At 70.0% G+C, this 25741-nt stretch carries 21 protein-coding genes; 9 read left to right on the plus strand and 12 right to left on the minus strand.

The window, feature by feature from the left end; all coding sequences use genetic code 11:
- The first annotated feature begins 83 nt into the window (after positions 1-83).
- The 3 genes from gap to tpiA are packed head-to-tail and all read left to right on the plus strand — an operon-like array spanning position 84 to position 3055.
- Positions 84-1073 (plus strand): type I glyceraldehyde-3-phosphate dehydrogenase, encoded by a 990-nt coding sequence (gap, locus tag OCEPR_RS05735; protein ID WP_013457766.1) that lies wholly within the window; start codon positions 84-86, stop codon positions 1071-1073.
- A gap of 18 nt (positions 1074-1091) precedes the next feature.
- Positions 1092-2288, plus strand: a complete 1197-nt coding sequence (locus OCEPR_RS05740) for a phosphoglycerate kinase (RefSeq protein ID WP_013457767.1) — start codon at positions 1092-1094, stop codon at positions 2286-2288.
- Entirely contained in the window at positions 2285-3055 is a 771-nt protein-coding gene (tpiA, locus tag OCEPR_RS05745) for a triose-phosphate isomerase (protein ID WP_013457768.1), read from the plus strand. The genes OCEPR_RS05740 and tpiA overlap by 4 nt, the downstream gene beginning before the upstream one ends.
- A gap of 56 nt (positions 3056-3111) precedes the next feature.
- Here tpiA and pdxT read toward each other — a convergent pair whose 3' ends face one another.
- The 5 genes from pdxT to fsa form a co-directional block, all read right to left on the minus strand.
- Positions 3112-3696, minus strand: a complete 585-nt coding sequence (pdxT, locus tag OCEPR_RS05750; RefSeq protein ID WP_013457769.1) for a pyridoxal 5'-phosphate synthase glutaminase subunit PdxT — start codon at positions 3694-3696, stop codon at positions 3112-3114.
- A 70-nt stretch (positions 3697-3766) separates the two neighbouring features.
- The gene (gene pdxS, locus OCEPR_RS05755) at positions 3767-4648 is read right to left on the minus strand and encodes a pyridoxal 5'-phosphate synthase lyase subunit PdxS (RefSeq protein ID WP_013457770.1); all 882 of its coding nucleotides are present in this window, start codon (positions 4646-4648) and stop codon (positions 3767-3769) included.
- A 13-nt stretch (positions 4649-4661) separates the two neighbouring features.
- On the minus strand, positions 4662-5825 hold the full coding sequence (locus tag OCEPR_RS05760) for a M23 family metallopeptidase (RefSeq protein ID WP_013457771.1): 1164 nt from the start codon (positions 5823-5825) through the stop codon (positions 4662-4664).
- 32 nt (positions 5826-5857) lie between these two features.
- Entirely contained in the window at positions 5858-7138 is a 1281-nt protein-coding gene (rho, locus tag OCEPR_RS05765; protein WP_013457772.1) for a transcription termination factor Rho, read from the minus strand.
- Complete coding sequence (fsa, locus tag OCEPR_RS05770; protein ID WP_013457773.1) at positions 7135-7827, minus strand: fructose-6-phosphate aldolase; 693 nt, start codon at positions 7825-7827, stop codon at positions 7135-7137. The genes rho and fsa overlap by 4 nt, the downstream gene beginning before the upstream one ends.
- Before the next feature lie 525 nt (positions 7828-8352).
- Here fsa and ileS point away from each other — a divergent pair.
- Positions 8353-11493: an isoleucine--tRNA ligase gene (gene ileS, locus OCEPR_RS05775; RefSeq protein WP_041554664.1), complete on the plus strand. Its 3141-nt coding sequence runs from the start codon at positions 8353-8355 to the stop codon at positions 11491-11493.
- A 45-nt stretch (positions 11494-11538) separates the two neighbouring features.
- On the opposite strand, the gene OCEPR_RS05780 is transcribed toward ileS, so the two are convergent.
- From OCEPR_RS05780 to mfd, 4 genes are read right to left on the minus strand one after another with little or no spacing between them, the layout of a single operon-like run.
- Positions 11539-12210 (minus strand): site-2 protease family protein, encoded by a 672-nt coding sequence (locus OCEPR_RS05780; RefSeq protein ID WP_013457775.1) that lies wholly within the window; start codon positions 12208-12210, stop codon positions 11539-11541.
- A 2-nt stretch (positions 12211-12212) separates the two neighbouring features.
- Positions 12213-12833 carry a site-2 protease family protein gene (locus tag OCEPR_RS05785; protein ID WP_013457776.1) on the minus strand — a complete coding sequence of 207 codons (621 nt, stop codon included), beginning with the start codon at positions 12831-12833 and terminating at the stop codon, positions 12213-12215.
- The gene (locus OCEPR_RS05790; RefSeq protein WP_013457777.1) at positions 12811-15273 is read right to left on the minus strand and encodes a CBS domain-containing protein; all 2463 of its coding nucleotides are present in this window, start codon (positions 15271-15273) and stop codon (positions 12811-12813) included. The genes OCEPR_RS05785 and OCEPR_RS05790 overlap by 23 nt, the downstream gene beginning before the upstream one ends.
- Before the next feature lie 24 nt (positions 15274-15297).
- Complete coding sequence (gene mfd / locus OCEPR_RS05795; RefSeq protein WP_013457778.1) at positions 15298-18258, minus strand: transcription-repair coupling factor; 2961 nt, start codon at positions 18256-18258, stop codon at positions 15298-15300.
- Positions 18259-18354: 96 nt separating this feature from the next.
- On the opposite strand from mfd, the gene OCEPR_RS05800 reads away from it, so the two are divergent.
- Positions 18355-19527, plus strand: coding sequence for an MFS transporter (locus OCEPR_RS05800; protein WP_013457779.1), 1173 nt, complete (start codon positions 18355-18357; stop codon positions 19525-19527).
- Here OCEPR_RS05800 and mnmC2 read toward each other — a convergent pair.
- Positions 19504-20145 carry a tRNA (5-methylaminomethyl-2-thiouridine)(34)-methyltransferase MnmC2 gene (mnmC2, locus tag OCEPR_RS05805; RefSeq protein WP_013457780.1) on the minus strand — a complete coding sequence of 214 codons (642 nt, stop codon included), beginning with the start codon at positions 20143-20145 and terminating at the stop codon, positions 19504-19506. The genes OCEPR_RS05800 and mnmC2 overlap by 24 nt on opposite strands.
- Before the next feature lie 34 nt (positions 20146-20179).
- Here mnmC2 and OCEPR_RS05810 point away from each other — a divergent pair, with 34 nt between their 5' ends.
- From OCEPR_RS05810 to serS, 3 genes are read left to right on the plus strand one after another with little or no spacing between them, the layout of a single operon-like run.
- Positions 20180-20923 carry a DUF554 domain-containing protein gene (locus OCEPR_RS05810; RefSeq protein ID WP_013457781.1) on the plus strand — a complete coding sequence of 248 codons (744 nt, stop codon included), beginning with the start codon at positions 20180-20182 and terminating at the stop codon, positions 20921-20923.
- Between the two features lie 4 nt (positions 20924-20927).
- On the plus strand, positions 20928-21224 hold the full coding sequence (gene gatC, locus OCEPR_RS05815) for an Asp-tRNA(Asn)/Glu-tRNA(Gln) amidotransferase subunit GatC (RefSeq protein ID WP_013457782.1): 297 nt from the start codon (positions 20928-20930) through the stop codon (positions 21222-21224).
- On the plus strand, positions 21224-22477 hold the full coding sequence (gene serS, locus OCEPR_RS05820; protein ID WP_013457783.1) for a serine--tRNA ligase: 1254 nt from the start codon (positions 21224-21226) through the stop codon (positions 22475-22477). The genes gatC and serS overlap by 1 nt, the downstream gene beginning before the upstream one ends.
- 51 nt (positions 22478-22528) lie before the next feature.
- Here serS and OCEPR_RS05825 read toward each other — a convergent pair whose 3' ends face one another.
- Positions 22529-23671 carry an NAD(P)/FAD-dependent oxidoreductase gene (locus OCEPR_RS05825; RefSeq protein WP_013457784.1) on the minus strand — a complete coding sequence of 381 codons (1143 nt, stop codon included), beginning with the start codon at positions 23669-23671 and terminating at the stop codon, positions 22529-22531.
- 22 nt (positions 23672-23693) lie between these two features.
- On the opposite strand from OCEPR_RS05825, the gene OCEPR_RS05830 reads away from it, so the two are divergent.
- Positions 23694-24083, plus strand: coding sequence for a hypothetical protein (locus tag OCEPR_RS05830; protein ID WP_013457785.1), 390 nt, complete (start codon positions 23694-23696; stop codon positions 24081-24083).
- 59 nt (positions 24084-24142) lie between these two features.
- On the opposite strand, the gene OCEPR_RS05835 is transcribed toward OCEPR_RS05830, so the two are convergent.
- Positions 24143-25735 carry an aldehyde dehydrogenase family protein gene (locus tag OCEPR_RS05835; RefSeq protein ID WP_013457786.1) on the minus strand — a complete coding sequence of 531 codons (1593 nt, stop codon included), beginning with the start codon at positions 25733-25735 and terminating at the stop codon, positions 24143-24145.
- Positions 25736-25741 lie beyond the last annotated feature (6 nt).

Below are 25741 nucleotides of genomic sequence, written 5' to 3' on the forward strand. Positions count from 1 at the left end.
CCCCGTGGCGGCTCCGCCACGGGGGCGCTATAGTGGAGGTGGCAGGCGTTTTGTCGATAAGGAACGCCCAAAGGAGGCACACCATGAAAATTGGCATCAACGGATTCGGCAGGATCGGCAGGCAGGTCTTCCGCATCATGCACGAGCGCGGCCTCGACGTCGTCCTCGTCAACGACCTCACCGACAACAAGACCCTCGCCCACCTGCTCAAGTACGACTCGGTCTACGGCAGATTCCCGGGCGAGGTCACCTACGACGACGAATTCATCGTCGTGGACGGCAAGAAGATCCACGCGACGGCCACGCGCAACCCCGAGGAACTGCCCTGGGGCGAGATGGGCGTGGACGTGGTCATCGAATCCACCGGCGTCTTCCGCGACCGCGAGGGCGCGAGCAAGCACCTGAAGGCCGGGGCCAAGAAGGTGATCATCACCGCTCCGGCCAAGGATCCCGACGTGACCGTGGTGATCGGCGTCAACGAGAAGGACCTGAAACCGGAACACAAGATCATCTCCAACGCCTCCTGCACCACCAACTCCCTGGCGCCGGTAATGAAGGTGCTCGACGAGGTCTTCGGGGTCAAGCGCTCGATGATGACGACGGTGCACTCCTACACCAACGACCAGCGCATCCTCGACCTGCCGCACAAGGACCTGCGCCGCGCCCGCGCCGCGGCGATCAACATCATCCCCACGACCACCGGGGCCGCCAAGGCCACCGGCCTGGTGCTGCCCCAGCTCGCGGGCCGGTTCGACGGTGCGGCGCTGCGCGTGCCCACGCCGACGGGCTCGATCAGCGACATCACCGCGGTGCTGGCGAAAAGCGTGACCGCCGATGAGGTCAACGCCGCGCTCAAGGCCGCTTCGGAGGGCGAGCTGAAGGGCATCCTCGGGTACAACGAGGAAGAGATCGTGCTGCACGACATCGTCGGCAGCTCCTACTCGACGATCGTCGATGCGCCCTTCACCAAGGCCATCGACAACCTGGTCAAGGTCTACACCTGGTACGACAACGAGTGGGGCTACTCGACCCGCGTCGCCGACCTGGTGGAACTCGTCGGTAAGCAGCTCTGAGCCCAAGGGAGGTGCGCCTTGCGCACGCTCAAGGAGTTGGATCCTCAAGGCAAGCGGGTGCTGGTCCGCGTTGACTACAACGTCCCGCTCCAGGAGGGGCGCGTGCGGGACGACACCCGCATCCGCGCCAGCCTGCCGACGCTCGAACGCCTGCTCTCGGGCGGGGCGTCGATCGTGCTGTTGAGCCACCTGGGACGCCCCAAGGGGGTGGACCCCGCCTTCAGCCTGGCGCCGGTCGCGGCGGCGCTCGAAGGCCTGCTGCGGCGGCCCGTGCGCTTCGTGCCCTCGCTGCCCTCTTCCGAGGCCACGCGTGCGGCGGTGGCGGAGCTGGCCGCCGGCGAGGTGGCCCTGCTCGAGAACGTCCGCTTCGAACCGGGCGAGAAGAAGAACGATCCCGAGCTCGCCCGCGCCTACGCGCGGCTGGGCGAGGCCTTCGTCCTCGACGCTTTTGGCAGCGCCCACCGTGAGCACGCCTCGGTGGTGGGGGTGGCCCGCGAACTGCCCAGCTACGCCGGGCTGCTGATGGAAAAAGAGGTCAAGGCGCTGGGGCGGCTTTTGCACCACCCCGAGCCCCCTTACTGGGTAATGCTCGGCGGAGCCAAGGTCTCGGACAAGATCGGCGTGATCGAGAGCCTGCTGCCTCGGGTGGACGGCATGGCCATCGGGGGCGCGATGGCGTTCACCTTCATCAAGGCGGCGGGCGGTCGCGTGGGTGCGAGCCTCGTCGAGGACGACAAGCTCGAACTGGCGCGGAGCCTTCTGGACCGCGCCCGCGAGCTGGACAAACCACTGCTGCTCCCCTCCGACGTGGTGGCGGCGCAGGAGATCCGCAAAGGCGCCGAGACCCGCGTCGTGCCCGCGGACGCCGTGCCCGAGGGCTGGATGGGCCTCGACATCGGCCCCCGAACCCGCGAGGCCTTCGCCTCCGCCCTCGCCGGGGCCCGCACCGTTTTCTGGAACGGCCCGATGGGGGTCTTCGAGACGCCCCCCTTCGACGCCGGCACCCTGGCCGTGGCCGAGGCCATCGCGGCGCTCGACGCCTACACCGTGGTGGGCGGCGGCGACTCGGTGGCCGCAGTGAACCGCCTGGGCTACGCCGACCGTTTCAGCCACGTCTCCACCGGCGGCGGGGCGAGCCTGGAGTTCCTGGAGCGCGGCACCTTGCCCGGCATCGAGGTCCTGGGTGGGCTCACCCCCGAGGAGGTGGCCCCGTGAGGACCCCGCTGCTCGCCGGCAACTGGAAGATGCACAAGACCCCCAGCGAAGCCCGGGTCTGGTTCGCCGAGTTCCTGGAAGCCAACCCGACGCTGCAAAGCGGCGGACAGGCGGCCGTCGAGGTGGCCCTGCTCCCCTCGTTCCCCCTCGTGCCCGTCGCCGCCGAGCAGCTCGCGGGCAGCGGCGTGGCCTGGGGCGCGCAGGACGTCTCGGCCCACACCTTCGGCGCCTACACCGGCGAGGTGGCCGCCGAGCAGCTGGCCGACCTCGGCTGCCGTTACGTCGTCGTCGGCCACAGCGAGCGCCGCGCCTACTGGAACGAGTCGGACGCGCTCGTGGCCGCCAAGGCGCGCCGCGCCATGGAGGCGGGCCTGGTGCCCATCCTCTGCGTCGGCGAACGGCTGGAGGAGCGCGAGGCGGGCCGGGCGGTGAGCTTCACGCTCGAGCAGCTGGCGGGCAGCCTCGAGGGGGTGGGGCTCGAAACCGGCGAGGAACTCGTGATCGCCTACGAGCCCGTCTGGGCGATCGGCACCGGCAAGACCGCGTCGGCGGACGACGCCCAGGCGATGGCCGCCGCCATCCGCGGCTTCCTCGCCGAGCGCTACGGCGAGTCCGTGGCCGGACGCACCCGGATCCTCTACGGCGGCTCGATGAAACCCGCGAACACCACCGAGATTTTGGCGGGCCCCGACGTGGACGGCGGGCTCGTCGGCGGCGCCAGCCTGGAGGTGGCCTCCTTCAGCGCCATGGTCGAGGCCGCGGGCTAGCCGTACGCACGAAAAGAACGCGCCGGGGCGACGCCCCGGCGCTTTGAAGTTCGCCCTCAGGAGGCGACGAAACGCTCGAGGAACTCGCGGTGCAGGCGGTCGTCGCCGGTGAGCTCGGGGTGGAAGGCGGTGGCCCAGAGGCGGTCCTGTTCGGCGAAGACGACCCGGTCCTGGTAGCGGGCGCGCACCCGCACCCCCTCCCCCACCCGCACGATCTCGGGCGCGCGGATGAAAACGGCCCGGAAGGGGGCGTCGAGGCCCTCGATCTCGAGGTCGGCTTCGAACGAGTCCACCTGGCGTCCGAAGGCGTTGCGGCGCACCGCGATGTCCATGATCCCCAGGTGCGGTTGCCGGTAGTCCAAGATTTCCCGTGCCATCCAGATCGCCCCCGCGCAGGTTCCCCAGACGGCCAGGGTCCCGGCTTCGTAGGCCGCGCGCACGGCGGCGTCGAGGCCGTACTCGGCGGCCAGCTTGCCGATGGTGGTGGACTCGCCCCCGGGAACGACGAGGCCGCCCAGGCCCTCCAGGTGGGCCGGTAGACGCACTTCGCGCACGCGCGCACCCAGGCGCTCGAGCATCAGCTTGTGTTCGCGGAAATCGCCCTGCAAAGCCAGTACGCCGACGTGTTTCGCATCGCTCACGCCACCAGCTTAGCGCCGACCGGGGCAAAAAAGAACCCCCGCCGGAGCGGGGGCGGGTTCGATCGAACGCCTACCAGCCGCGTTTGGCCATGCGCTCCTCTTCGCTCAGCTCGTCGAGGTTGATGCCCACCATGGGCTCGCCCAGGTCCTCGCTCACCTCGGCCAGGATCTCGGGGTCGTTGTAATGGGTGACCGCGCGCACGATCGCGCGGGCGCGGCGGGCGGGGTCGCCCGACTTGAAGATGCCCGAGCCCACGAAGACGCCGTCCATCCCCAGGTGCATCATCAGCGCCGCGTCTGCGGGCGTGGCCACGCCGCCGGCGGCGAAGTTGACGACCGGCAGGCGGCCGTGCTCGTGCACGTAGCGCACGAGCTCGTAGGGCGCCTGCAGGTTCTTGGCCTCGGCCATGAGTTCGTCTTCGCGCATCCCCTGGATGCGGCGGATCGCCTTCATCACGTTGCGCGCGTGGCGCACCGCCTCCACCACGTTGCCGGTTCCGGCCTCGCCCTTGGTGCGGATCATCGCCGAACCCTCGGCGATGCGGCGCAACGCCTCGCCCAGGTCGCGCGCTCCGTTGACGAAGGGCACCTTGAAGGCCCACTTGTCGATGTGGTGCTCCTCGTCGGCGGGGGTAAGGACTTCGGACTCGTCGATGAAGTCGACGCCCAGGGCCTCGAGGATCATGGCCTCGGCGAAGTGGCCGATGCGCACCTTGGCCATCACCGGGATCGAGACCGCGGCCATGATTTCCTTGATGACCTTGGGGTCCGACATCCGCGCCACCCCGCCCTGGGCTCGGATGTCGGCGGGAACGCGCTCGAGCGCCATCACCGCCACCGCGCCGGCCTCTTCGGCAATCTTGGCCTGCTCGGGCGTGGTCACGTCCATGATCACGCCGCCCTTGAACATCTCTGCGAAACCCGTCTTCACGCGCAGGGTACCTTTTTCCATGGGACTCTCCTTTTTATTTTGGCAGGAAACTCAGGGGGTTTTGGGTCTTGCCGCGGATGCGGACCTCGAGGTGCAGGTGGGGACCGGTGGCGAAACCCGTGCGGCCCACGTAGCCGACGAGGGCGCCCTGCTTCACCTGCTGGCCGCGCCGTACGGCGATGCGCGACATGTGGGCGTACAGGGTCTCCACGCCGCCGCCGTGGTCGATCTTGACGTAGTAACCGTAGCCCACGCGCGACCATCCCGCCGCGGTTACGATGCCGCCCTTGGCCGCGTAGATCGGCGTGCCCTGGGGGGCGGCCATGTCGAGGCCCGTGTGCACCCGGCGGAATCTGCGGTAGTAACGCGCGTCGTGGTAGGTAGCGGTGATGCGGAACTTGGTGAGCGGCCACTGGAAGCCCTTGGCCGAGGTGCCGCCGCGGTAGGCGACCTGACGCAGCCGCGCCGCACGCTCGGCGGCGAGTCGGCGGCGGCGCTCTTCAGCCAGACGACGCTCCTCCTTGCGGCGCTCCTCGAGCCGGGCCATGGCTTCGCGCGCCGCGATGCCGGGGATGAGGACGCGGTCGCCGGGTTTGAGGTCCAGCGGGTTGTCCAGGCCGTTGGCGCGCGCCAGACGGGCCATGTCGATGCGGTAGCGGCGGGCGATGGTCTCGAGGTTCTCCCCTTCGCCCACGGTGATCAGCAGGCCGCGCTCGCCCGTGGGGACGAAGAGCTTGGTGCCCACGCTCAGGCGGTCGAGGCTGGCGAGGTCGAGGTTGGCCGAGACCAGGTCGATGATGCGCAGGCCGAACTGCCCGGCGATGCGCTCGAGCGAGTCGCCCGGGCGCACGGTGTAGACCTGGACCCCCGGAGGGAGCCGGGGCTCGTCCTTCTGCTTGACCTCGATGGGCACCTTGAGCGTCTGCCCCGGCTTGAGCAGATCGCGCTTGAGGCCCGAGAGTTTCTTGATCTCGCCGAGGTCGCTGCGGTAGCGCGCCGCGATGAGGAGCAGCGATTCACCCGGCTTCACGGTATGAAAAACCACCCCGTAGCTCGGGGCGGGTTCCAGCACGACGACATCCTGCGGGGGGCGGAGCGCGGCTTCGAGTTCGGGCAGAATCTCCAGGGGCGAGATCGGTATGGCCAGCAGGCTACCCGCAAAGAGCCACGAGAGTGTTAGTCCACGACGGTTCGCCACGCACGCCTCCAACGGGGATTATACCCCGATGTCTACTTTGCCGCTAGGGTAGCCAGGAATTCCTGATTGGACTTGGTGCGCTTGAGCCGACCCAGCAGCATCTCCATGGCCTCGGCCGGGTCCATGTCGGCGAGCACCTTGCGCAGCAGCCACATCTTGTGCAGCACCTCTTCGCCGAGCAGCAGTTCTTCGCGGCGGGTGCCCGACTTGAGGATGTCGATGGCCGGGAAGATGCGCCGCTCCTCGAGCCGGCGCGAGAGGTGCAGCTCCATGTTGCCGGTGCCCTTGAACTCCTCGAAGATGACGTCGTCCATGCGGCTGCCGGTCTCGACCAGCGCGGTCGCCAGGATGGTGAGCGAGCCGCCGCCGCGGATGTTGCGCGCCGCGCCCAAGAAGCGCTTGGGGAAGTGCAGCGCCGCCGAGTCGAGGCCGCCCGAGAGGGTGCGCCCGGTGGGCGGGGTGACCAGGTTGTTGGCGCGCGCCAGGCGGGTGATCGAGTCGAGCAGGATGACGACGTGGCCGCCCTCCTCGACGATGCGGCGGGCGCGCTCGTGCACGAACTCGGCCACGCGGATGTGGTTCTGGGGCGGCTCGTCGAAGGTGCTGGCGATCACCTCGGCCTTCTCCACCGACTCGCGGAAGTCCGTGACCTCTTCGGGCCGCTCGTCGATGAGCAGCACAATGACCTTGACGTCGGGTTCGTTTTCCAGGATGGCGTTGGCGATCTTCTTCAGCAGCGTCGTCTTGCCCGCCTTGGGCGGGGCCACGATGAGGCCGCGCTGGCCGCGCCCGATCGGCACCAGCAGATCGATGACGCGGGTGGAGAGCTCCTCGGGGGTCGTCTCCAGCTTGAGCTGGCGGTCGGGAAACTGGGGCACCAGCTCGTCGAACTTGGGGCGCTTGACGGCCTGGGCGGGTTCGAGTCCGTTGATGGCCTCGACCCGGATCAGGGTGCCGTAGCGCTCGTTCTCGCGCGGCGGCCGCGCCTTGCCGACGATGTAGTCGCCGGTGCGCAGCTGGAACTGCTTGATCAGGCCGGCGCTGACGATGACGCTGCGCGAGTCGAGGTTGTAGACGTTGTCCTGGAGGAAGCCGTAACCGTCGGGGCTGGTCTCCAGGTAGCCCTTGGCGAGGGAGAGCCCCTCGTCCTGGGCCTGGTGCTCCAGGATGGCCATGATGAGCTCGTCCTTGCCGAGCTTCTTGTAGTTCTTGATCCCCATCTGCGCCGCGAGCAGGTGCAGCTCGGGCAGGATCTTGGCGTTGAGCTCCTTGTAGGTCTGGGGGGTTTCGGTGGTGGTCTTCTTCTTGCTCATAGTTCTTGCTTCGCCTTCTCCCAGTCGGCCAGGAAGCGCTGGATGCCGATCTCGGTCAGCGGGTGCTTGATCATGGCCTTCAGGACCTTGTAAGGAACCGTGGCGATGTCGGCCCCCGCCAGGGCGGCGGCGGTGACGTGCTGCGGGTGGCGCACCGAGGCGGCGATGATCTCGGTTCCCAGGTCGTGCACGTCGAAGATCTCGCGAATGCTACGGACCAGTTCGACGCCGTCCCAGCCGATGTCGTCGACGCGGCCCAGAAAGGGGCTGACGTAGCGGGCGCCGGCGCGGGCGGCGAGCAACGCCTGGTTGGCCGAGAAGACGAGGGTCATGTTGACCGCGACGCCCTCGTCCGCCAGCACCCGGCAGGCCCGGAGCCCCGCCTCGGAGATGGGCAGCTTGACGACGACGTGTTCGTTCAAGGCGGCCAGCTTGCGCCCCTCCGCGATCATGCCTTCGGGGTCGGTGGCCAGCGCCTCGGCCGAGACCGGGGCCTGCACCAGCTCGGCGATCTCGCGAACGATCTCCGTGAAGCGCGCGTAGAACGCCGCCTCGCTGTCGAAGCGCTCGCCGGCTTCGCCCAGCGCCTTCGCGACCAGGCTGGGGTTGGTGGTCACCCCCGCGAGCACGCCCAATGCGTGGACTTCACGGATCTCCTGCACGTTGGCGGTATCGAGGTATAACTTCATGGGGCTCCTTCTTCGTTTTCCTTGGAAAAACCGCTTGCGAGGTTTAACTTATTGTACTAAGCGCACGTGAGAACTTCAAGTTGCAGCGCGGGTGCGGTCTTTTGTAGGATGGCGGCAGACCGCGGCCTACCGAGGGAGGATTATACCCCCCGCCCGCCGCGGTGTAAAGGCTGCGAAGGGGACGCGAGCGGGGTCCGCCTCCACCCAGCGAGCCGGGAGGGTGGGAGCCGGCTGGAGGTCCCGCAAGCCATCGCCCCGGAGCCGCGGGAAGAACGGCCTTCCGGCCCAGTAGAACCCGCCGGGTGCGCCCGTGACAGCGCGGAACGAGAGCGTGGTCGGCTACGCCGCCCGGAGGTAGGGAGTAGGAGGTAGGAAGTAGGTATCACCCCACTACCCACAACCCACCTCCCACATCCGGCGAAGCCCCACGAAGCGCGGTGGTACCGCGGAGCCCAGGCTTCGTCCGCGCGCACCTCGAACGGTGCGCGCGGTTTTCGTTGAGGAGGACGCATGGCCGAAGAGCAGCTGTTCCAACCCGTCGAGGACGTCCACTTTCCCAAGCTGGAAGAAGCGGTGCTCGAGTTCTGGCGCACCCACCGCATCGTCGAGAAGAGCTTTGCGGCCAACGAAGGGGCCGAGCAGTACACCTTCTACGAAGGCCCCCCGACGGCCAACGGCCGTCCCGGCGTGCACCACGCCCAGGCGCGCAGCTACAAGGACCTCTTTCCGCGTTTCAAGCTGATGCAGGGCTACCACGTGCCCCGCAAGGCCGGCTGGGACACCCACGGCCTGCCGGTGGAGCTGGAGGTCGAGAAGAAGTTGGGCCTCAAACACAAGCGCGAGATCGAGGCCTACGGCATCGACCGCTTCAACGAGGCCTGCCGCGCCTCGGTCTTCGAGTACGAGGGCGAGTGGCGCAAGTTCACCGAGCGCATCGCCTTCTGGGTCGACCTCGACGACGCCTACCGCACCCTCGACCCCAGCTACATCGAGTCGGTCTGGTGGAGCCTGGGCGAGCTGTGGAAGAAGGATCTCCTCTACCGCGATTACAAGGTGGTGCCCTACTGCCCCCGCTGCGGCACGCCGCTTTCGAGCCACGAGGTGGCCCAGGGCTACGCCGAGATCACCGACCCCTCGGTCTACGTCCGCTTCCCGCTCAAACGGCCCGAAGCCATCGGGCTGGAGGGCGCCTCGGTGAGCCTGCTCGTCTGGACCACCACCCCCTGGACGCTCCCCGGCAACGCCGCAGCCGCGCTCAACCCCGACTTCGACTACGCCGCCTTTCGCGTCGGCGACGAGGTGCTCGTCCTCGAGGAAGGGCTGGGGCGGCGGATCTTGGGCGAGGAAACCGAGGTGGTGCGGCGCTGGAAGGGGCGCGAGCTGGAGGGGCTCGACTACGCGCCCCCCTTCGACTTCGCCAAGCCCGATACCCGCGCCTGGTACACCGTTCTCGCCGACTACGTCACCAAGGTCGACGGCACCGGCATCGTGCACCAGGCCCCGGCCTTCGGCGCCGAAGACATGGAGATTGCCCGCCGGTACGGCCTGCCGGTCCTGCGCACCGTCGACGACGAGGGCAAGCTGACCGTCGGTCCCTGGAAGGGCACCTTCTTCCGTGACGCCAACAAGGCGATCGTGCGAGACCTGCGTGACCGCGGCCTCCTCTTCAAGCGCGAGGACTACCTGCACAACTACCCGCACTGCTGGCGCTGCAAGACGCCGCTGATGTACTACGCCACCGAGACCTGGTTCATCAAGAACACCGCCTACAAGGACCGACTGATCGAGCTCAACGAGCAGATCAACTGGGTTCCCGAGCACATCAAGCACGGCCGCTACGGCGACTGGCTGAAGAACCTGGTGGACTGGGCGCTCTCGCGCAACCGCTACTGGGGCACCCCACTGCCCATCTGGGTCTGCGATGACTGCGGCAAGGAAGAGCTGATCGGCAGCTTCGCCGACCTCGAGCGCCGCTGGGGCCGCCCCCTGCCCGCGGACTTCGACCCCCACCGCCCGCACGTGGACGCCATCGAGCTGACCTGCGAAGGCTGCGGCGGCACGATGAAGCGGGTCCCCTATGTGATCGACGTCTGGTACGACTCGGGCTCCATGCCTTTCGCCCAGCACCACCACCCGTTCGAGAACCGGGAGGTCTTCGCGCGCAGCTTCCCCGCTGACTTCATCTCCGAGGGGATCGACCAGACCCGCGGCTGGTTCAACAGCCTGCATCAGCTGGGCACGATGCTCTTCGACTCGGTGGCCTTCAAGAACGTGATCTGCCACGGCCTCATGCTCGATGAGGCGGGGCTCAAGATGTCGAAGTCGCGCGGCAACGTCGTGGACCCCTGGTCGATCATCTCCGAGTTCGGGGCAGACGCGCTGCGCTGGTACGTCTACGTCTCCGCACCGCCCGAGGCGAACCGCCGCTTCGGGCCCAACCTGGTGCGCGACGTGGTGCGCGACTACTTCCTGACGCTGTGGAACACCTACAAGTTCTTCGTGACCTACGCCAACCTCGACCGCCCCGATCTCACCGCCCCGCCCCCGGTGGCCGAGCGGCCCGAGATGGACCGCTGGCTGGTGGCGCGGCTGCAGGAGCTCGTGCGCCAGGTGACCGAGCGGCTCGAGACCTACGACCCCACCGGCAGCGCCCGGGCGCTGCGGCGCTTCGTGGTCGAGGAGCTCTCCCAGTGGTACGTCCGCCGCAACCGGCGGCGCTTCTGGAAGAACGAGGACGCCGCCGACCGCGAGGCCGCCTACGCCACGCTCTGGGAGGCTCTGGTCACGGTCACCCACCTGACCGCCCCCTTCACCCCCTACCTGGCCGAGGCGCTTTACCAGAACCTGGTGCGCTCGGTGCGAGAAGACGCCCCCGAGTCGGTGCACCTGGCCCGCTGGCCGCGCGCCGAGGCCGCGTTCGAGGACCTTGAACTGGTGCGTTGGATGGACGCAGTCATCGAGGTGGTGGACCTCGCCCGCTCGGCGCGCGCCAAGTCGGGGGTCAAGACCCGCATCCCCCTGCCCGAGCTGCTCGTGACCGCGCCCACGGCCGCGGCCCGCCAGGGGCTCGAGCACTTCGCCGCCGAGCTGGCCGACGAGCTGAACGTGAAGCGGGTGCGCGTGGCCGGGCCCGACGAGGCCCTGCTCAGCTACCGGATCAAGCCCAACCTGCCCAAGCTGGGCCCCAAGTACGGGCGCGACCTGCCCAAGGTGCGGCAGGCGCTCGCGGCCGCCGACCCCGCCGCCGTAGCGCGCGCGGTGCGCGAGGGCCGCGCCGTCGAGCTCGAAGGTTTCACGCTGGAGCCGGACGAGGTGCTCGTCGAGGCGCTGGCCCCCGAGGGCTACGTCGCCCTCGAGAAGGAGGGGTACCTGGCGGCGCTCGACACCCGCTACGACGAGGCGCTCTACCTGGAAGGGCTGGCCCGCGAGCTGGTGCGGGCGCTGCAGCAGGCGCGCAAGGAGATGGACCTGCACGTCGCCGACCGCATCCGCGTGGGCTTCGAGGCCACGGGCCGCTTCGCCCGGGCGCTCGAAACCCACGGCGAGCGCGTCGCCGAGGAGACGCTGGCGCTCGAGCTCACCCCGGGCGCGCTTCCCGGCGCCTTCGAGACCCACATCGAGGACGCCGAGGACGGCCAGGTGCGTTTCTGGATCCAGCGGGCCTGAGGACCGGGTTGGCCAAGGCGCCCCGCGGCGCGGGGCGCCTTGGCGTTAGCCGAAGATGGCGTGGAAGTAGAGGCCCTGGGCCCAGTCGAGCATGCGCGAGATGGGCCCGTTCAGTTGCATGTCGGCGATGATGAGCACGAAGGTGTAGAGCGCGTAGCGGTCGAGCTGCCAGATGAGCGGGTGGTACCGCACCGGCACCAACGCCATGAGGATGCGCGATCCGTCGAGCGGCGGCACCGGGACCAGGTTGAACAGCGCCAGGATCAGGTTGATCAGCCCGGCGTAGAAGGCCACCAAACTGAGCAACCCGGCCCAGCCCGCGGGCTGGCGCTCGACGAGGGCGAAGTAGACGGCCTGGGGCTGGGCTTCCTTGAGCGCGTAGAGCAGGAAGCCGAACAGCGCCGCGAGCGTCAGGTTGATGACGATTCCGGCGATGGAGACCGCGAACAGGCCCGCGCGGTAAGGGCGCAGGCGCGTCGTATCGATGGGCACCGGCTTGGCCCAACCCACGCCCACGAAGAGCAGCAGCAGCACCCCCATGGGGTCGAGGTGCTTGAGGGGGTTGAGGGTGAGGCGGCCCATCCGGCGGGCGGTGTCGTCGCCGAACAAGTAGGCGGCCACCCCGTGGCCGAGCTCGTGCAGCACCAGCGAAAAGGTCAGGACGGTGACGAGGACGACGAAGGCCAGGGGATCTTGGGCGAGGAGCTGAATGAGCATGGCTACAATCCCATCAGGCGCAGCAGGGTCTGCAGCAGGCCCATCAGGCCCGCCTGAACCGCACCCAGCACGCCGGTGTAGCTAAGGACGAGGAAGATCAGGATGAAACCGATCGGCCCGTAGGAGGCCAGCTGGTCCATGAACCGCCGCGCCTCGTAGCTTCCCGCCGCGTAGATGGCGCGGGCGCCGTCGAGCGGCGGCACCGGGAAGAGGAAGACGGCCGCTTCGATGACCATAACGCCCGCCGCGACCTGCAGACCAAGGGCGATCTGATCGAGGCCCAAGGACCGCGGCAGCAGGCCCGCGACCAGGAGGTAGACGAAGGCGGAGAGAAGGAAGCCCACCGGCCCCGAAAGCGCCACGATCAACCCCTTGGAGCCGTTCAGGCGGAAGGGGACGCTGCGGGGCCAGCCAAAACCCAGGAGGGCCAGGAAGAGCAGGCCCAGTGGGTCGAGGTGGGTCTTGGCGTCGAGGGTGAGGAACCCCATCCGGCGCGGAAGCGCGTCGCCGTAGCGGTCGGCCAGCCAGGCCTGCACCAGGTTGTGCACGACCAGGCCGAAGGCGGCGGCGGCGAAGGCCACGAGGAAGACGAGCGGCTGGCTAAGGTAAGCGAGAAGTCCCATAGTCTTCCATCAGTTTACGGGCCAACGTGAGCTCTTCCTCATAGCCGCTCACCTCGCCGCGCGCGCGGGCGGCCTCGACCTCGCGCAGAATGCGGCCGACCGCCGGCCCCGGCTCCATGCCCAGCTCGATCAGGTCGCGGCCGCGCAGGCGGCGCGTCGGCTTCCAGACCCACTCGGCACGATCGGGGAAGCGCGCGGCGAAGGCCAGGGCCAGCGCTTCGCCCCCCTCGCGCAGCGCTTCGGGGCGGTCGGGCGGTTGCCGCAGCATGCCGAGGTGGACCAGGTACCGCTGCGGCCAACCGAAGCGGCGGACCAGCGCTTCGGGGTCGGGGCTCGAGAGCAGCAGCAGGTAGAGGTAGGCCTCCGGCGGCACCGAGCGCTCGGGCTTCTGGGCCTCGAGGCGCTCCAGGGCCGCCCACACCTCCGGATCGGGACGAAAACCGTAGAGCGCCTCGAGCAGTCCGTAGCGTTCGGCCAGGCGCAGCACCCGGAGCGGGCTCGGCTCGGCGAGGGCCAGCATGAGCTCGCGCCGCAACCGGCTCGTCGCCGCGGAACCCGGGGGCCGTTTGCGCAGCTCCTCGATCTGACGCTCGGCCTCGGGATGAAACCGGAAACCCAGCCGCGCCGCCAACCGCAAGCCGCGCAACACGCGGCTGGGATCTTCGATGAAGCTGAGCGGGTGCAGCGGGCGGAGCATCCGCGCCTCGAGGTCGTGCAGCCCCCCGAAGGGGTCGATCAGCGCCTCGGGGGGCGGCGCGATCCGGTAGGCCATCGCGTTGACCGTGAAGTCGCGGCGGGCGAGGTCGCGGTTGAGGGTGCTGGGGCGCACCCGCGGCAGGGCGCCGGGGCTCGGGTACTCCTCTTCGCGCGCGGTCGCCAGGTCCACCTCGACCCCGGTGCCGAGGCGTGCGTGCGCGGTGCCGAAGGCGAAGTGGACCCCGTAGCTGCCTCCGAAGCGCCGGGTCAGGAACCGGGCCACCTCCCCGGGATCGAGGCCTTCCAGGACCAGATCGACGTCGGGGCTCGACTCCCCCAGCAGCGCGTCGCGCACCGCCCCGCCGACCAGGTAGACGGAGCCCCGGGGGTAGGCCTCGGCCAGGGCGTCGAGGACCTCGCGCACCCCTTCGGAAAGGCCCTGGCGCACGCGCTCGGTCCAGGCCGCCTGTTCGGCGGGCGGCATACGGTAGAGGTCGGTGCGGGTGAAGATGCCCTTCGCGCGGCCCTCGCCGTCGAGGACGAGGACGCGTCCGGCCCCCTCCTTGAGGGCGCGGCGGGCCTCGGAAAGGGGGGCGTCCTCGGGGAGCGTGCGCGGGACCGTGGCGAAACCGCGCACCGCCCCCGAGCCCATGCCGTAGCGGACGGCCCGTTCGAGGTCGCGCCGCCGCACCACCCCGATGACGCGGCCCGCCTCGTCGGTCACCGGCAGGCCTCCGTAACCGCGCTGCCGCATGCGCACGAGGGCTTCCTCGGCGCTGAGTTCGGCGGGCACCGTCTCCACGAACCGGGTCATCACCTCGCCCAGGCGCGGCTCGGGCGCGAGGTAGGGCTCGAGCGCCCGCTCCACCTGCTGCAGCACCTCGGGCGGCGCGCCCTCCGCGCGCGCGAAGGCCGCCCGCGCGTGCCCGCCCCCGTCGAACCGCTCCGAGAGCAACCGGCCGACGTCGAGCCGACCTTTGCTGCGGGCGATGACGAGGGTCTGGCCATCGAGGCGCAGCGCCATGAAGACGGCATCCACCTCGTAGAGGTCGATCAGGGTGTGGGCCAGGGGGGCGAGCGCGGGCACGTAGCCTTCGTGCTCCGCCCAGGTCAGGGCGATGCGCAGGCCGCCGCGCTCGACGACCCGCAGGTGCTCCATCAGGTCCGCGAGCATCGCGCGGGCCACGGGGTCGGGGTGGCTGCGCACCCAGTCGCGCACGGCCGTAAGGCCGGCGCCGTGCTCGAGCAGCCAGGCGCCCACCTCGAGATCGGTGGCGGTCGTTCCGGGGTAGGTGAAACCGCCGGTGTCCTCCCACAGCCCCGCATAGGCGAGGGTGGCGTCGCCGGGGTGGGGGGCGATCCCGCGCGCCCGAAGGATCTCGGCGATGACGGTGACCGTCGCCCCGAAGGGGCGCACCGCCCCGCCGCTGGCCGGCAGGTCGCCGGGCGCGCGGGGGTGGTGGTCGTAGACGACGAAGGGCACCTTCCCCACCAGGGCCTTGAACGGCCCGATCCGCTCGGGCCGGGCGGTATCGCAAACGATGACGCGCTCCACTTCGTCCGGATCGACCTCGTCCTCGTCGAGAAGCGCGAGGTGATCCGCGAAGAGGCGGGCGACCTCGCGCACCCGCCCCTCGAGCCCTCCCAGCCGCACGAGGCGCGCGCCGGGGTGCAGGTAACGCGCCAGCACCATCGAACCCAGCGCGTCGAAGTCGAGGTTCTCGTGCCCGACGATGACGTCCACGGCAACCTCAGTCTACGCGAGGGGTCAACCCAGGGCGTAGAGCACCCGCTGCAACGCCTCGGGGTAGTCCTTGGGGGCGAGGCCGCGCTTGCGCACGCGGAAACCCGGCGGGTAGCGGGTGGGTTCGACGTCGTAGGGCAGCTCGCGCAGGGCCCGGGCGTCGTAGTCGAGCGGCCAGCGGCCGACGACGAGCTGCAGGTAGGCGTCGTCCTCGGTGATCGAGCGCACGCCCTTCTGCTCGGCCAGGACCCGGAGGCGGGCGAGCGCGAAGAAGGTCGCGGCTTCCTGCGGCGGTTCGCCGTAGCGCGCCTTGACCTCGCGCACGATGCGGGCCAGCTCCGCGAGCCCGCGGGCCTCGGCGAGGCGGCCGTAGAGCCGGCTGCGCTCGCCGGCGTCGGGGACGTACGCCGGCGGGATGCGCGCGGAGACCGCGAGGTCGAGGGTGGTGTGCGGAGGCTTGGGAACTTCCTCGCCCTTGAGCTTGCGGATCGCCTCCGCGAGCAGCTCGGTGTACACCTCGAAGCTGACGGCCTGCACGTGGCCGTGCTGCTGGGGTCCCAGCAGGTTGCCCACCCCGCGGATCTCCATGTCCTTCTCCGCGAGGCGGTGGCCGCTGCCCAGGTCGGTCAGGTCGGCCAGGGCGGCGAGCCGCCGCTCGGCGGCCTCGGTAAGCCGCGGGGGGTGAAAGAGGTAGGCGTAGGCTTCGCGTTCGCGGCGGCCGACGCGGCCGCGCAGCTGGTAGAGGCTCGCGAGGCCCAGGCGGTCGGCCCGCTCGATCAGGATGGTGTTGGCTTCGGGGATGTCGAGGCCCGATTCCACGATCGTGGTGGCGACGAGCAGGTCGAAGGCGCCGCGGGCGAAGTGGCGCATCACCTCCTCGATCTCCCGATCGGCCATGCGCCCGTGCACCACGCCGATGCGGGCCTCCGGTACCAGCACCTCCAGGTAGCGGGCGCGGGCTTCGATGCTGGCGATGCGGTCGTGCACGTAGAACGCCTTCCCGCCGCGCTCCATCTCGAAGAGGACGGCCTCGCGCACCAGCGCCGGGTCGAAAGGGGCGACGACGGTCTGGATCGGCTTGCGCCCCGGCGGGGGCGTCTGGATGCTGGAAACGTCCTTCAGCCCCACCAGCGCCTGGTAGAGGGTCCGCGGGATGGGCGTGGCCGAAAGGCTGAGGACGTCGAGGCCTTCGGCCATCTCCTTGATGCGCTCCTTTTGGGCCACGCCGAAACGGTGCTCCTCGTCGACGATCAAGAGGCCCAGCTGCCTGAAGCGAACGCGGTCGGAGAGCAGCCGGTGGGTGCCGATCACCACGTCGATTCGTCCCTCGGCGAGCCCTTCTTCGACCCGCCGCGCCTCGGCCTCGGGGGTGAAGCGGGAGAGCAGCGCGACCTCGACCGGCAGGTCGGCGAATCGTTCGGCGAAGGTGTTGTAGTGCTGCTCGGCGAGCAGGGTGGTGGGCGCCAGGTAGGCGACCTGGCGCCCGTGCCCCACCACCCGGTGGGCCGCGCGCAGGGCGATCTCGGTCTTGCCGAACCCGACGTCGCCGCTAACGAGGCGGTCCATGGGGTGGGGGGTTTCGAGGTCGCGCAGCACGTCCTCGAGCGCCCGCGCCTGGTCTTCGGTAAGCGTGTGGGGAAACCCCGCTTCGATGAGGGGGTCCCAGTCGGGCAGCGCCGGATAGGCCGTCCCCGGGGTCTGCTGCCGCCGCGCGTAGAGGACGAGCAGGCGCTGGGCCAGCGCCTCGGCGTCGGCCTGGGCGCGGGCCTTGGCGCGTTGCCAGTCCTTCTTTCCAAGGCTGGACAGCCGCGGCGGCTCGTCCGAAGTGCCGGGATGGCGGCGCAAAAGCGGCAGCTGCTCGACGGGGACGTAGAGCTGCCCTTCGCCGGCGTAGCGCAGGACCAGGTAGTCGCGCACCGCGCCCAGCACCTCGCGGCTCTCGAGGCCTTCGAAGCGGCCGATGCCGTGCTCGGGGTGCACCAGGTAGTCGCCCGCGGCCAGGGCCCCCGGATCTTCCGGCGCCGCCTGCAAAACGCGGCGGCTGCGGGCGTGCGCCGCCCCACCGAAGGCGAAGAGCAGCGGCTCGGTCAGGTAGACGGTACGCTCCTCGCGGTGGACGAAGCCGCCCTCGAAGGGGGCGGGCACCAGCTGCACCCCCGGCCGTTCCACGACCGTGCGCAGGGTGGCCAGCGGCAGCCCCTCCAGGTAACGCTCGCTCAGGTAGGCGCGCGTCTTCTCGTGGCGGTAGAAGAGGACGACCCGGAAACCCACCTCGAGCCAGTTCCGCACGTCGGCGGCGAATCGGTCCAGGCGGGCCCGGTACGGCGGCAGGGGTTCGAAGGGCGGGCGTTCGGCCGGGCGGTCGGGTCCTCCCAGACCGAAGCTCACGACCTCGCGCTCCGCGAGCAGGGACCAGACCTCGTCGGGCAGGGTGGCGGGGCGGTCGAGGAAGACCGTGCCCTCGTAGGCCGCCAGCGCGGCCACGGTCCCCTGCAGAGCCCGCCCGGAAGCGGGCGTCAGTACGGCACGGGGGCGGCGCTCGCCGCCGACGAAGGCCGCATCGATCGTGTCCCCGAAGAACTCGAGCCGCAGGTCGGCCACCTCCAGGACCTCGCCGCGCACGGTGTAGCCGCCCGGTTCGTCGCGGCGGTAACCAAGCTTCTCGAGCTTGTCCTGGAGGCGGTCGCGCAGGAGGCGGTCGCCTTCGCGAAAGACCACCCGCCAGGCTTCGGGATCGCGCGGGAACGGGCGCAGTGCGGCCGCCTGGTCGAGAAGGACCCGCCGCGCGAAACCGTAGGCCTCGAGCCCCGGGTTGACCCAGACCCCGCGGCCGAAGGCCTCGAGGTCGGCGTAGAGGCGCAGCCGGTCCTCGGGGACGACGAGGACCGTCGGCTCGGCGGCGCGGGCCCACAGGTAGGCGCGCGCCACCTGGGGAAGGCCCGGCAGGTAGCGTCCGCTGATCGTGGCAGGGGCGGCGTCCTTCACGTCCACATCCGAGCATAAACCTTACACCCCTTTCGTTAGAATGGGCATCGTGCGCGCAAACGAGGTGGCCAACGCAACCCAATCGAGGACGTGCGGATGAGGCGCTGGCTGGAACGCGCCCCCTGGCCCCCCGGCCACCTTGCGCCCCTGGCGACCCTGATCGCGCTCGTCGGCCTGGTGGAACTGACCCGAACCGGCCTCTACACCGTCTACCTGCCGCGCAGCCTGGGACCGGTCCTGGGGCTGGGGGTCGTGGGGCTGGCCGCCAGCCTGCAATACCTGGCCGACACCCTGGGGCGCTCGGCGGGCGGGCACCTGGGCGAACGCCACGGCCTGCGGCGGGTCCTCCCCGTCGCCGCCGCGCTCGCGGCGGTCAGCGCCCTGGGCGTGCTGCACGCCCCCGGGGTCGGCTGGTTGCTCGCCGCCTCGCTGGCCAACGGCCTCGTCATCGCGCCGCTCTGGCCGGCAATGATGACCTACTCAAGCCGCGCCGCCCGCGACGGCGAGGACGGGCGCGCCATCGGCTTCACGCAGTCCCTGGTCGCGCCCTTCATCGGCCTTGGGGTTCTGCTCACCGGTTTCCTCTTCGATCACGACCCCCGACTCGCGGCCGCGGCGCTCGCGGCCGTGCAGGCCCTCGTCTTCCTGCTGGGGGCGGCGATCCTGCTGCGGTTCCGCACGGCCGCACCCCAGCCCAAACCCACGAGCCCCTTCCCCTGGCGAAAGCTCGCCTCGCTGGCGCCCGGAGCGCTGACGCAGCTGCTGGCCTTCGGCCTGCTGGCCCCGGTCTTCTTCCCCTTCATCGACCGCCTGGGGCTGGGCACGCGCGAGCTGGTGCTGGCCCTCGCCCTGGGCGGGGGGCTCGAATACCTGCTCCTCTCCCCCCTGGGCCGGCTCGCCGACCGCCTCGGCCCCGCCCGCACCCTGGCGCCGGCGCTGTTGCTGGCGGCACTGGCCCTGATCGGCTTCGCGGAGGTGCGCGGCCTGGGCGGCCTCATCGCCGCCGCGCTGGCGGCGGGCCTCGCCCAGGCGCTGCTCATCCCCTCCTGGGGCGGGCTGGTCTCCCGCACCCTGCCCGACGAGCACAAGGCCCGCGCCTGGGGGGCGCTGATGAGCCTGGAGGGGCTGGGCTTCGCCCTGGGCCCCGTGGTCGGCGGCTTCGCCTGGGAGCTCTGGGGGCCCCGCGCGCCCTTCTGGATCGGGGCCGCCGCCTACCTGGGCGTCGCCCTCTTCTACGCCGCCCGGCTACGCCGGCCTGCGGGCGCGTAGCCAGTGGCGCTTGCCGCCCCAGCCGGGGATGCGTTCGACCCCAAACCCCACGTCGGCGAGGCCGCGGCGCACGCGCCCGGCGACGGAGTAGGTGACGAGGGTGCCGCCGGGCTCGAGCAGGTCGAACATCTTGCGGTAGACCGGCGGCGTCCAGACCTCCGGATCCGCCCGCGGGCTGAAGGGGTCGAAGTAGACGTAGCGGATCCGTTCCCCTGCCGGGGACCAGTCCTGCACCCGCAGGACCTCGAGGCGCAACCGGAACTCGCGGGTGGCGACCGCGAAGCTCCCGCCCCAATGGGGCGCGATCCGCGCGAACAACTCGGGGTCGAGCGGCCGCAGCACCGCTTCGAGCCCCTCGAGGGGAACGGGCTGGGCCTCGACGGCGCGGTAATCCAGGAAGGCGCCGCGTCGGCGGGCGTGGCGCAGGGTCACGGCGAAGTTGACCCCAAGGCCGAACCCGAGCTCGAAGATGCGGGGCCGGGCGTCCGCATGCGCCCCGCTCCCCCTCAGGTAGAGCCGCTCCGCCTGGCCCACCGCGCCCGCGGCCGGGTGGTACCCCTCGCCGTGGACGGGGTGGCGCAGGCTGAGCGAGCCGTCGCCGGTGGGCCGAACCTCCACGACCCGATTCTAGCTTCCCGGTAGAATGGCGCCTATGGAGCTGAGCCTCTGGGCCAAGACGAACGGCACCCTGGTCAACGTGCTGGCCGTGCTGCTGGGCTCGGGTCTGGGCGTGCTGATCCACGGCCGCCTGCCGGGGCGGATGCAGCGGATCATCGTTCAGGGGGTGGGTCTGGTCACCCTCTTCATCGGCTTCTCGATGGCGGGGTCGCTGGGCGCGGCCAGGGGCGGGGCGGTGGACGGCGTGATCCTGGGCCTGTTGGCGCTGGTGCTCGGCGGGGTGCTGGGCGAGGCGCTGGGTCTGGAGGAACGCCTGGAACGCCTGGGCGACCTGCTCAAGGCGCGCTTCCGCGGCGGCGGGGGCTTCACCGAGGGCTTCGTGGCCGCCAGCCTGCTCTTCTGCGTGGGGCCGATGACCCTGATCGGCTCGATCAACAACGGCCTGGTGGGCGACCCCACCCTGCTCTACATCAAGTCGACCCTCGACGGGCTCTCGAGCATCGCCCTGGCCGCGAGCTTCGGCCCCGGGGTGGCGGCGAGCGCGCTGGTGGTGCTCGTCTACCAGGGCGGCCTGGCCCTGGCCGCGGGGGGGCTGGCCGCGGCGCTGCCCGACCCCGCGAGCGACCCGCGGGTCCTGCTCGTGACCGGGGTGGGCGGGCTGATGATCCTCGGCCTGGGCATCAACCTGCTCGAACTCACCCGGGTGCGCGTGGCCTCGTTCCTGCCCGCGCTGGCGCTCGCCCCCTTCTTTTGGTGGCTGGCCGAGGTGCTAAGCTAGCGTCATGGACGTGACCCCCGACCTGGTGCGCCACCTGGCCGACCTGAGCCGGCTCGAGCTGGACGAGGCGGAGATCGAGCGCATCATCCCCGAGCTGCGTTCGCTCTTGGCCTACTTCGAGAGCCTCGACGAGCTGGAGCTCGAAGGCCTCGAGGAACTCGTGCGCCCGATCGACAGCGAAAACGTGCTGCGCGCCGACGAACCCACGCCCGGACTGGAGCAGGCCGAAGCCCTGACGCTCGCACCCGAGCGCGAAGACGGCTTCTTCAAACTTCCCCGCGTCGTCGAGGAGGGCCGCTGATGCTCGACCTGAGGTTCATCCGCGAACACCCCGACCTCGTCAAGGAAGGCATCCGCAAGAAGCGCGAGTTCGACGCGCTGCCGCTGGTGGACGAGCTGCTGGAGCTCGACCGCAGGCGGCGCGAGCTCCTGGCCGAGATCGAGACGCTGCGGGCCCAGCAAAAGAAGCTGGCCAAGGCCGTGGGTCAGGCCAAGGCGAGGGGGGAGGACGCCGGGCCGCTGCTCGAGAAGTCCTCCGAGCTGGCCGAGTACCTGCGCGGCCTGGAGGCGGAGGAAAAGCAGCTCTCGGCCCGCATCCAGGCGATACTGCCCCAGATTCCCAACCTCCCCCACCCCTCGGTGCCGGAAGGCGAAAGCGAGGCCGACAACGTGGTGGTGAAGGAGTGGGGCGAGAAGCCGATCTTCGACTTCGAGCCCAAGCCCCACTGGGAGCTGGCCGAGCGCCTGGGCGTCGTCGACTTCGAGCGCGGGGCTAAGGTTTCGGGCTCGGGCTTTCCCTTCTTCCTGGGCCGCGGGGCGCGGCTGGTGCGGGCGCTCGAGAACTTCTTCCTCGACTTCCACACCGCCCGCGGCTTCGTGGAGGTGCGGCCGCCGCTCTTGGTGCGCGAGCCGGCCGCCTTCGGCACCGGGCAGATCCCCGACAAGGAAGGGATGATGTACGAGGTCTCGGGCGGGTACTACCTGATCCCCACCTCCGAGGTGCCGGTCACCAACCTGCACGCCGGCGAGATCCTCGAAGCCGACCGCCTGCCCCTCAAGTACACCGCCTACACCCCCAACTTCCGCGTCGAAGCCGGCAGTTACGGCAAGGACGTGCGCGGGCTCAACCGGCTGCACCAGTTCGACAAGGTCGAGATGGTGGTCTTCAGCCACCCCGACGAGAGCTACGACTGGCTGGAGCGGCTGACCCGCCAGGCCGAGGAGCTGCTCGAGCGGCTGGGCCTCCCCTACCGGCGGCTCCTCATGTGCACCGCCGACATGGGCTTCACCCAGGCCAAGAAGTACGACCTGGAGGTCTGGAGCGCCGGCCAGCAGAAGTGGCTCGAGGTGAGCAGCATCTCCAACATGGAGGACTACCAGGCCCGCCGCATGAAGACCCGCTTCCGCGAGCCGGGCGGCAAGCCGCGCCTGGTCCACACCCTCAACGGCTCGGGCCTCGCCTTCCCGCGGGTGCTCGCGGCCCTGATGGAGAACTACCAGACCCCCGAGGGCGACTTCACCCTCCCCGAGGCCCTGGCGCCCTACCTGAACTGATGGCGGTCCCCGACCGCATCCGGGTGGCTTGGTCGTTCCGCTTGTGATACTTCACACGATATTCTGCTCTTGTACTTTTCTTCCCTGCTCGAATCGGTCGTACCGCAGCGGATCGATGTCGATCGTACGGGCGCGTCCGTCCACCACCTCTTCGGCCAGGACCCGGCCCACGGCCGCGGCCTGCTGCACCCCGTGGCCGCTGAACCCCACGGCGTTGACCCAGCCCTCCACCCCTGGCATCCAGCCCAGGATGGGGTTGTGGTCGGGGGTGACGGCGTAGTAGCCCCACCAGCTGGCGCGGTGATCCAGCCCGGCCCGCTCGAGCCAGGGGAAGCGGCTCAGGCCCGCTTCCAGGGTGGGCTCGAGCCAGCCCCAGTCCATCCCCTCGCGGAAACCGTGCGGCTCGTCCGGGTTCGACCGGCCGAAGAGCACCCGCTCCCCCTCACCGCGCAGGTAGAAACCCGTGGCCACGTCCACGGAGAGCGGCAGTCCCTGGGCCTCGGGCAGGGGCCCGGTCATGAAGACCATCCGCCGCACCGGCGCGACGGGCAGCTCGAAGCCCGCCCGCCGCGCGACCTCGCCCGCCCAGGCGCCCGCAGCGTTGACGACCACCCCCGCCACGAACGCGCCCCGGGGCGTGCGCACCCACCAGCCACCCCGCTCGCGACGCGCTTCCAGAAGCGGGGTTTCGGTGTAAAGCACCGCCCCCTGCGACCGCGCCGCCGCGAGGTAGGCGTGGGCGACCGCGTGAGGATCGATCACCCCGTCGGCCGGGCCCCAAGTGGCGAAGGCCAGCCCCTCGGGGTCGAAGGCCACCCGGCGCGCGGCCTCTTCGAGGTCGAGCCGCAAGGCGGGCACCCCCTCGGCACGCTGCACCGCCAGCGCGGCCTCGTAGGCCGCTTCCATGCCCCTCGGAACCAAGAAGAGGTAACCGATCGGGCGGTAACCGCTGGAAACGCCGAAGGCCTCCTCGAAGTCGCGGTACTCCTGGATGCTGGCCCAGCTGAGCCGGACGTTCACGGCCTCGCTGAACTGGACCCGCACCCCCGCGGCGCTCTTCGCCGTCGCTTGGGCCGCGGGCACCGGCGCCGCCTCGAGCACGCCCACCTGCAGGCCCCGCTCCGCAAGACGAAAGGCCACGGCCGAACCGACGATGCCGGCCCCGATTACGATAACGTCGAACGTGCGTTCCATTTACAACGACTATACTGGGACCATGCTGCGCCGCCTTGGTCTGATTCTCGCGCTCGCGGTCGTCCTGCTGCTCGGGGGCTTCCTGGCGTTCCGCTACTTCTTCTCGCCCGAGCGCCTCAACCAGATCGGCCGCACCGTGGGCACCACCTTCGGCTTCGACTACGGCGTGGTCGAGTACTACAGCATGGGCCGGCTGGTGGCCCGCTTCTTCAACGTCGAGAAGCTGACCACCGCCAGCGGCACCTACGAGAACCAGACCCGGCCCTACCGCTTCGGCTACGGCTACCGCGACGCCAACCTGAACGGCGTCCTCGACCCCGAAGAGGCCGCCCTGGGTAAGGTTTACTTCGAGGTGCCCGTCTACGCCGAATACCTCTACTACGACGCCAAGCGCGACCCGCGCAAGCCCTGACGCCCGCCCAAACGCCATGCGCCCCGGCAGTTGCCGGGGCGCATGGTTTTTCCGCAGCGTTAAAGGCCCAGAAGCGCCTTCCAGTCCTCGGGGGCCTTGGGCGCGGTGTACTCGGTGTCCATCTGGGCGAGCTGCAGCTTGCCCGAGAACTCGTCGTTCACCGCCTGCCACTCGGTGTACTCCTCGATGACCCAGATGCCGCTCTCGCGCGCACCGTTGCCGCTGGCGCGGGTGCCACCGAAGGGCATGTGCGCCTCGGCGCCCACGGTGGTGTTGTTGATGTTCGTCATGCCGGCGCGGATCTCGTTCTTGAAGCGGTAGGCCCAGAAGCGGTGGTTGGTGTAGATGGCGCTCGAGAGGCCGTAGGGGTGGTCGTTGGCCGTTTCGATGGCCTCGTCGATGCCGTCCACCTTGATGAGGTTGATCGTAGGGCCGAAGATCTCTTCGCGGGTCTGCTTCATGCCGCGCTCGGCCTCCCAAACCGTGGGGTGGCCGAAGAGGCCCTTGTCGGGGTCGCCCTTGAAGTTGGGGTAAGGGTTGTCCTTGGTGATGCGCCCCTTGCCCAGGAGCAGCTTGGCGCCGTCGGCCTCGCCCCAGTCGTAGTGCTCCATCCAGCGCTGGAAGAGGCGGTCGTTGAAGAAGGGGCCGTAGTGAACGTCCTCGTGAGCCACCGGGTCGCCGATGACGGTGCTTTTCACCTTGGCCAGGAAACGCTCCTTGAACTCGTCGTAGATAGGCGCGTCCACGATGATGTTGCCCGCGCTGGTGCAGCGCTGGCCGCCGGTGGCGAAGGCGCTCCACCACGCGCCGGTGACGGCGTTCTCGAGGTCGGCGTCGCGCATGACCACGAGCGGGTTCTTGCCCCCGAGCTCGAGCGTCGCCTTGATGAGCGCCCGGCCCGCCTTTTCGCCGATGATGCGCCCCACCTTGGTGCTGCCGGTGAAGGCGAACTTGTCGAAGAGCCCTTCGTCGATGCCGCTCACCACCCACTCGCCGGTGCTGCCCGCGCCGCCGCCGAAGACCACGTTGATCACCCCCGGCGGCAGGCCCGCCTCCTCGAAGAGCTTGACGAAGACGTAGGAGAGCACGGGCGAGTCGTCCGAGGGCTTCCAGACCACGGTGTTGCCGGTGAGCACCGCGGGGATCAGCTTCCAGCTGGGCACGGCGATGGGAAAGTTGCCGGCGGTGATCATCCCCACCACGCCCAGGGGGCGGCGGTAGGTGGAGAGGTCCTTGTTGCGCAGCTCGCTGGGTACGGTCTGGCCGTAGAGGCGGCGGCCTTCGCTGGCGAAGAAGACCGCGGTGTCGATGGCCTCCTGCACGTCGCCGCGCGCCTCCTTGAGCGTCTTCCCCACCTCGCGCACCATCAGCCGGCTCAGGGTCTCTTTTTCGCGCTCGAGGATCTTGGCGAGCGCAAACAGCACCTGCCCACGGATGGGCGCGGGCGTGCGCGACCACTCGGCGTAGGCTTTTCGCGCCGCTTCGGCGGCGCGGCGCACCAGTTCGGGCGACGATTCCGGAAAAACGCCCACCAGATCGTCGCGGTCGGCCATGTTGCGGCTCTCGAAGAGCGGCCCCCCCACGACCTCATCGCCCCCGATCAGGTGCCCGCCGTAGAAGACGCTGCCGAGTTTTCCTTTTTCGATCTTCATCGCTAC

The sequence above is a fragment of the Oceanithermus profundus DSM 14977 genome (assembly GCF_000183745.1).
GTDB classification, from domain to species: domain Bacteria; phylum Deinococcota; class Deinococci; order Deinococcales; family Marinithermaceae; genus Oceanithermus; species Oceanithermus profundus.

Excerpts from the sequence above, each read along its gene's own strand:
- fsa (WP_013457773.1), bottom strand. The coding sequence starts at position 7,827 with ATGAAGTTATACCTCGATACCGCCAACGTGCAGGAGATCCGTGAAGTC.
- gatC (WP_013457782.1), top strand. The coding sequence starts at position 20,928 with ATGGACGTGACCCCCGACCTGGTGCGCCACCTGGCCGACCTGAGCCGG.
- OCEPR_RS05785 (WP_013457776.1), bottom strand. The coding sequence starts at position 12,833 with ATGGGACTTCTCGCTTACCTTAGCCAGCCGCTCGTCTTCCTCGTGGCC.
- OCEPR_RS05830 (WP_013457785.1), top strand. The coding sequence starts at position 23,694 with ATGCTGCGCCGCCTTGGTCTGATTCTCGCGCTCGCGGTCGTCCTGCTG.
- OCEPR_RS05835 (WP_013457786.1), bottom strand. The coding sequence starts at position 25,735 with ATGAAGATCGAAAAAGGAAAACTCGGCAGCGTCTTCTACGGCGGGCAC.
- OCEPR_RS05780 (WP_013457775.1), bottom strand. The coding sequence starts at position 12,210 with ATGCTCATTCAGCTCCTCGCCCAAGATCCCCTGGCCTTCGTCGTCCTC.
- rho (WP_013457772.1), bottom strand. The coding sequence starts at position 7,138 with ATGAGCAAGAAGAAGACCACCACCGAAACCCCCCAGACCTACAAGGAG.
- OCEPR_RS05825 (WP_013457784.1), bottom strand. The coding sequence starts at position 23,671 with ATGGAACGCACGTTCGACGTTATCGTAATCGGGGCCGGCATCGTCGGT.
- serS (WP_013457783.1), top strand. The coding sequence starts at position 21,224 with ATGCTCGACCTGAGGTTCATCCGCGAACACCCCGACCTCGTCAAGGAA.
- OCEPR_RS05810 (WP_013457781.1), top strand. The coding sequence starts at position 20,180 with ATGGAGCTGAGCCTCTGGGCCAAGACGAACGGCACCCTGGTCAACGTG.
- pdxS (WP_013457770.1), bottom strand. The coding sequence starts at position 4,648 with ATGGAAAAAGGTACCCTGCGCGTGAAGACGGGTTTCGCAGAGATGTTC.
- OCEPR_RS05800 (WP_013457779.1), top strand. The coding sequence starts at position 18,355 with ATGAGGCGCTGGCTGGAACGCGCCCCCTGGCCCCCCGGCCACCTTGCG.
- gap (WP_013457766.1), top strand. The coding sequence starts at position 84 with ATGAAAATTGGCATCAACGGATTCGGCAGGATCGGCAGGCAGGTCTTC.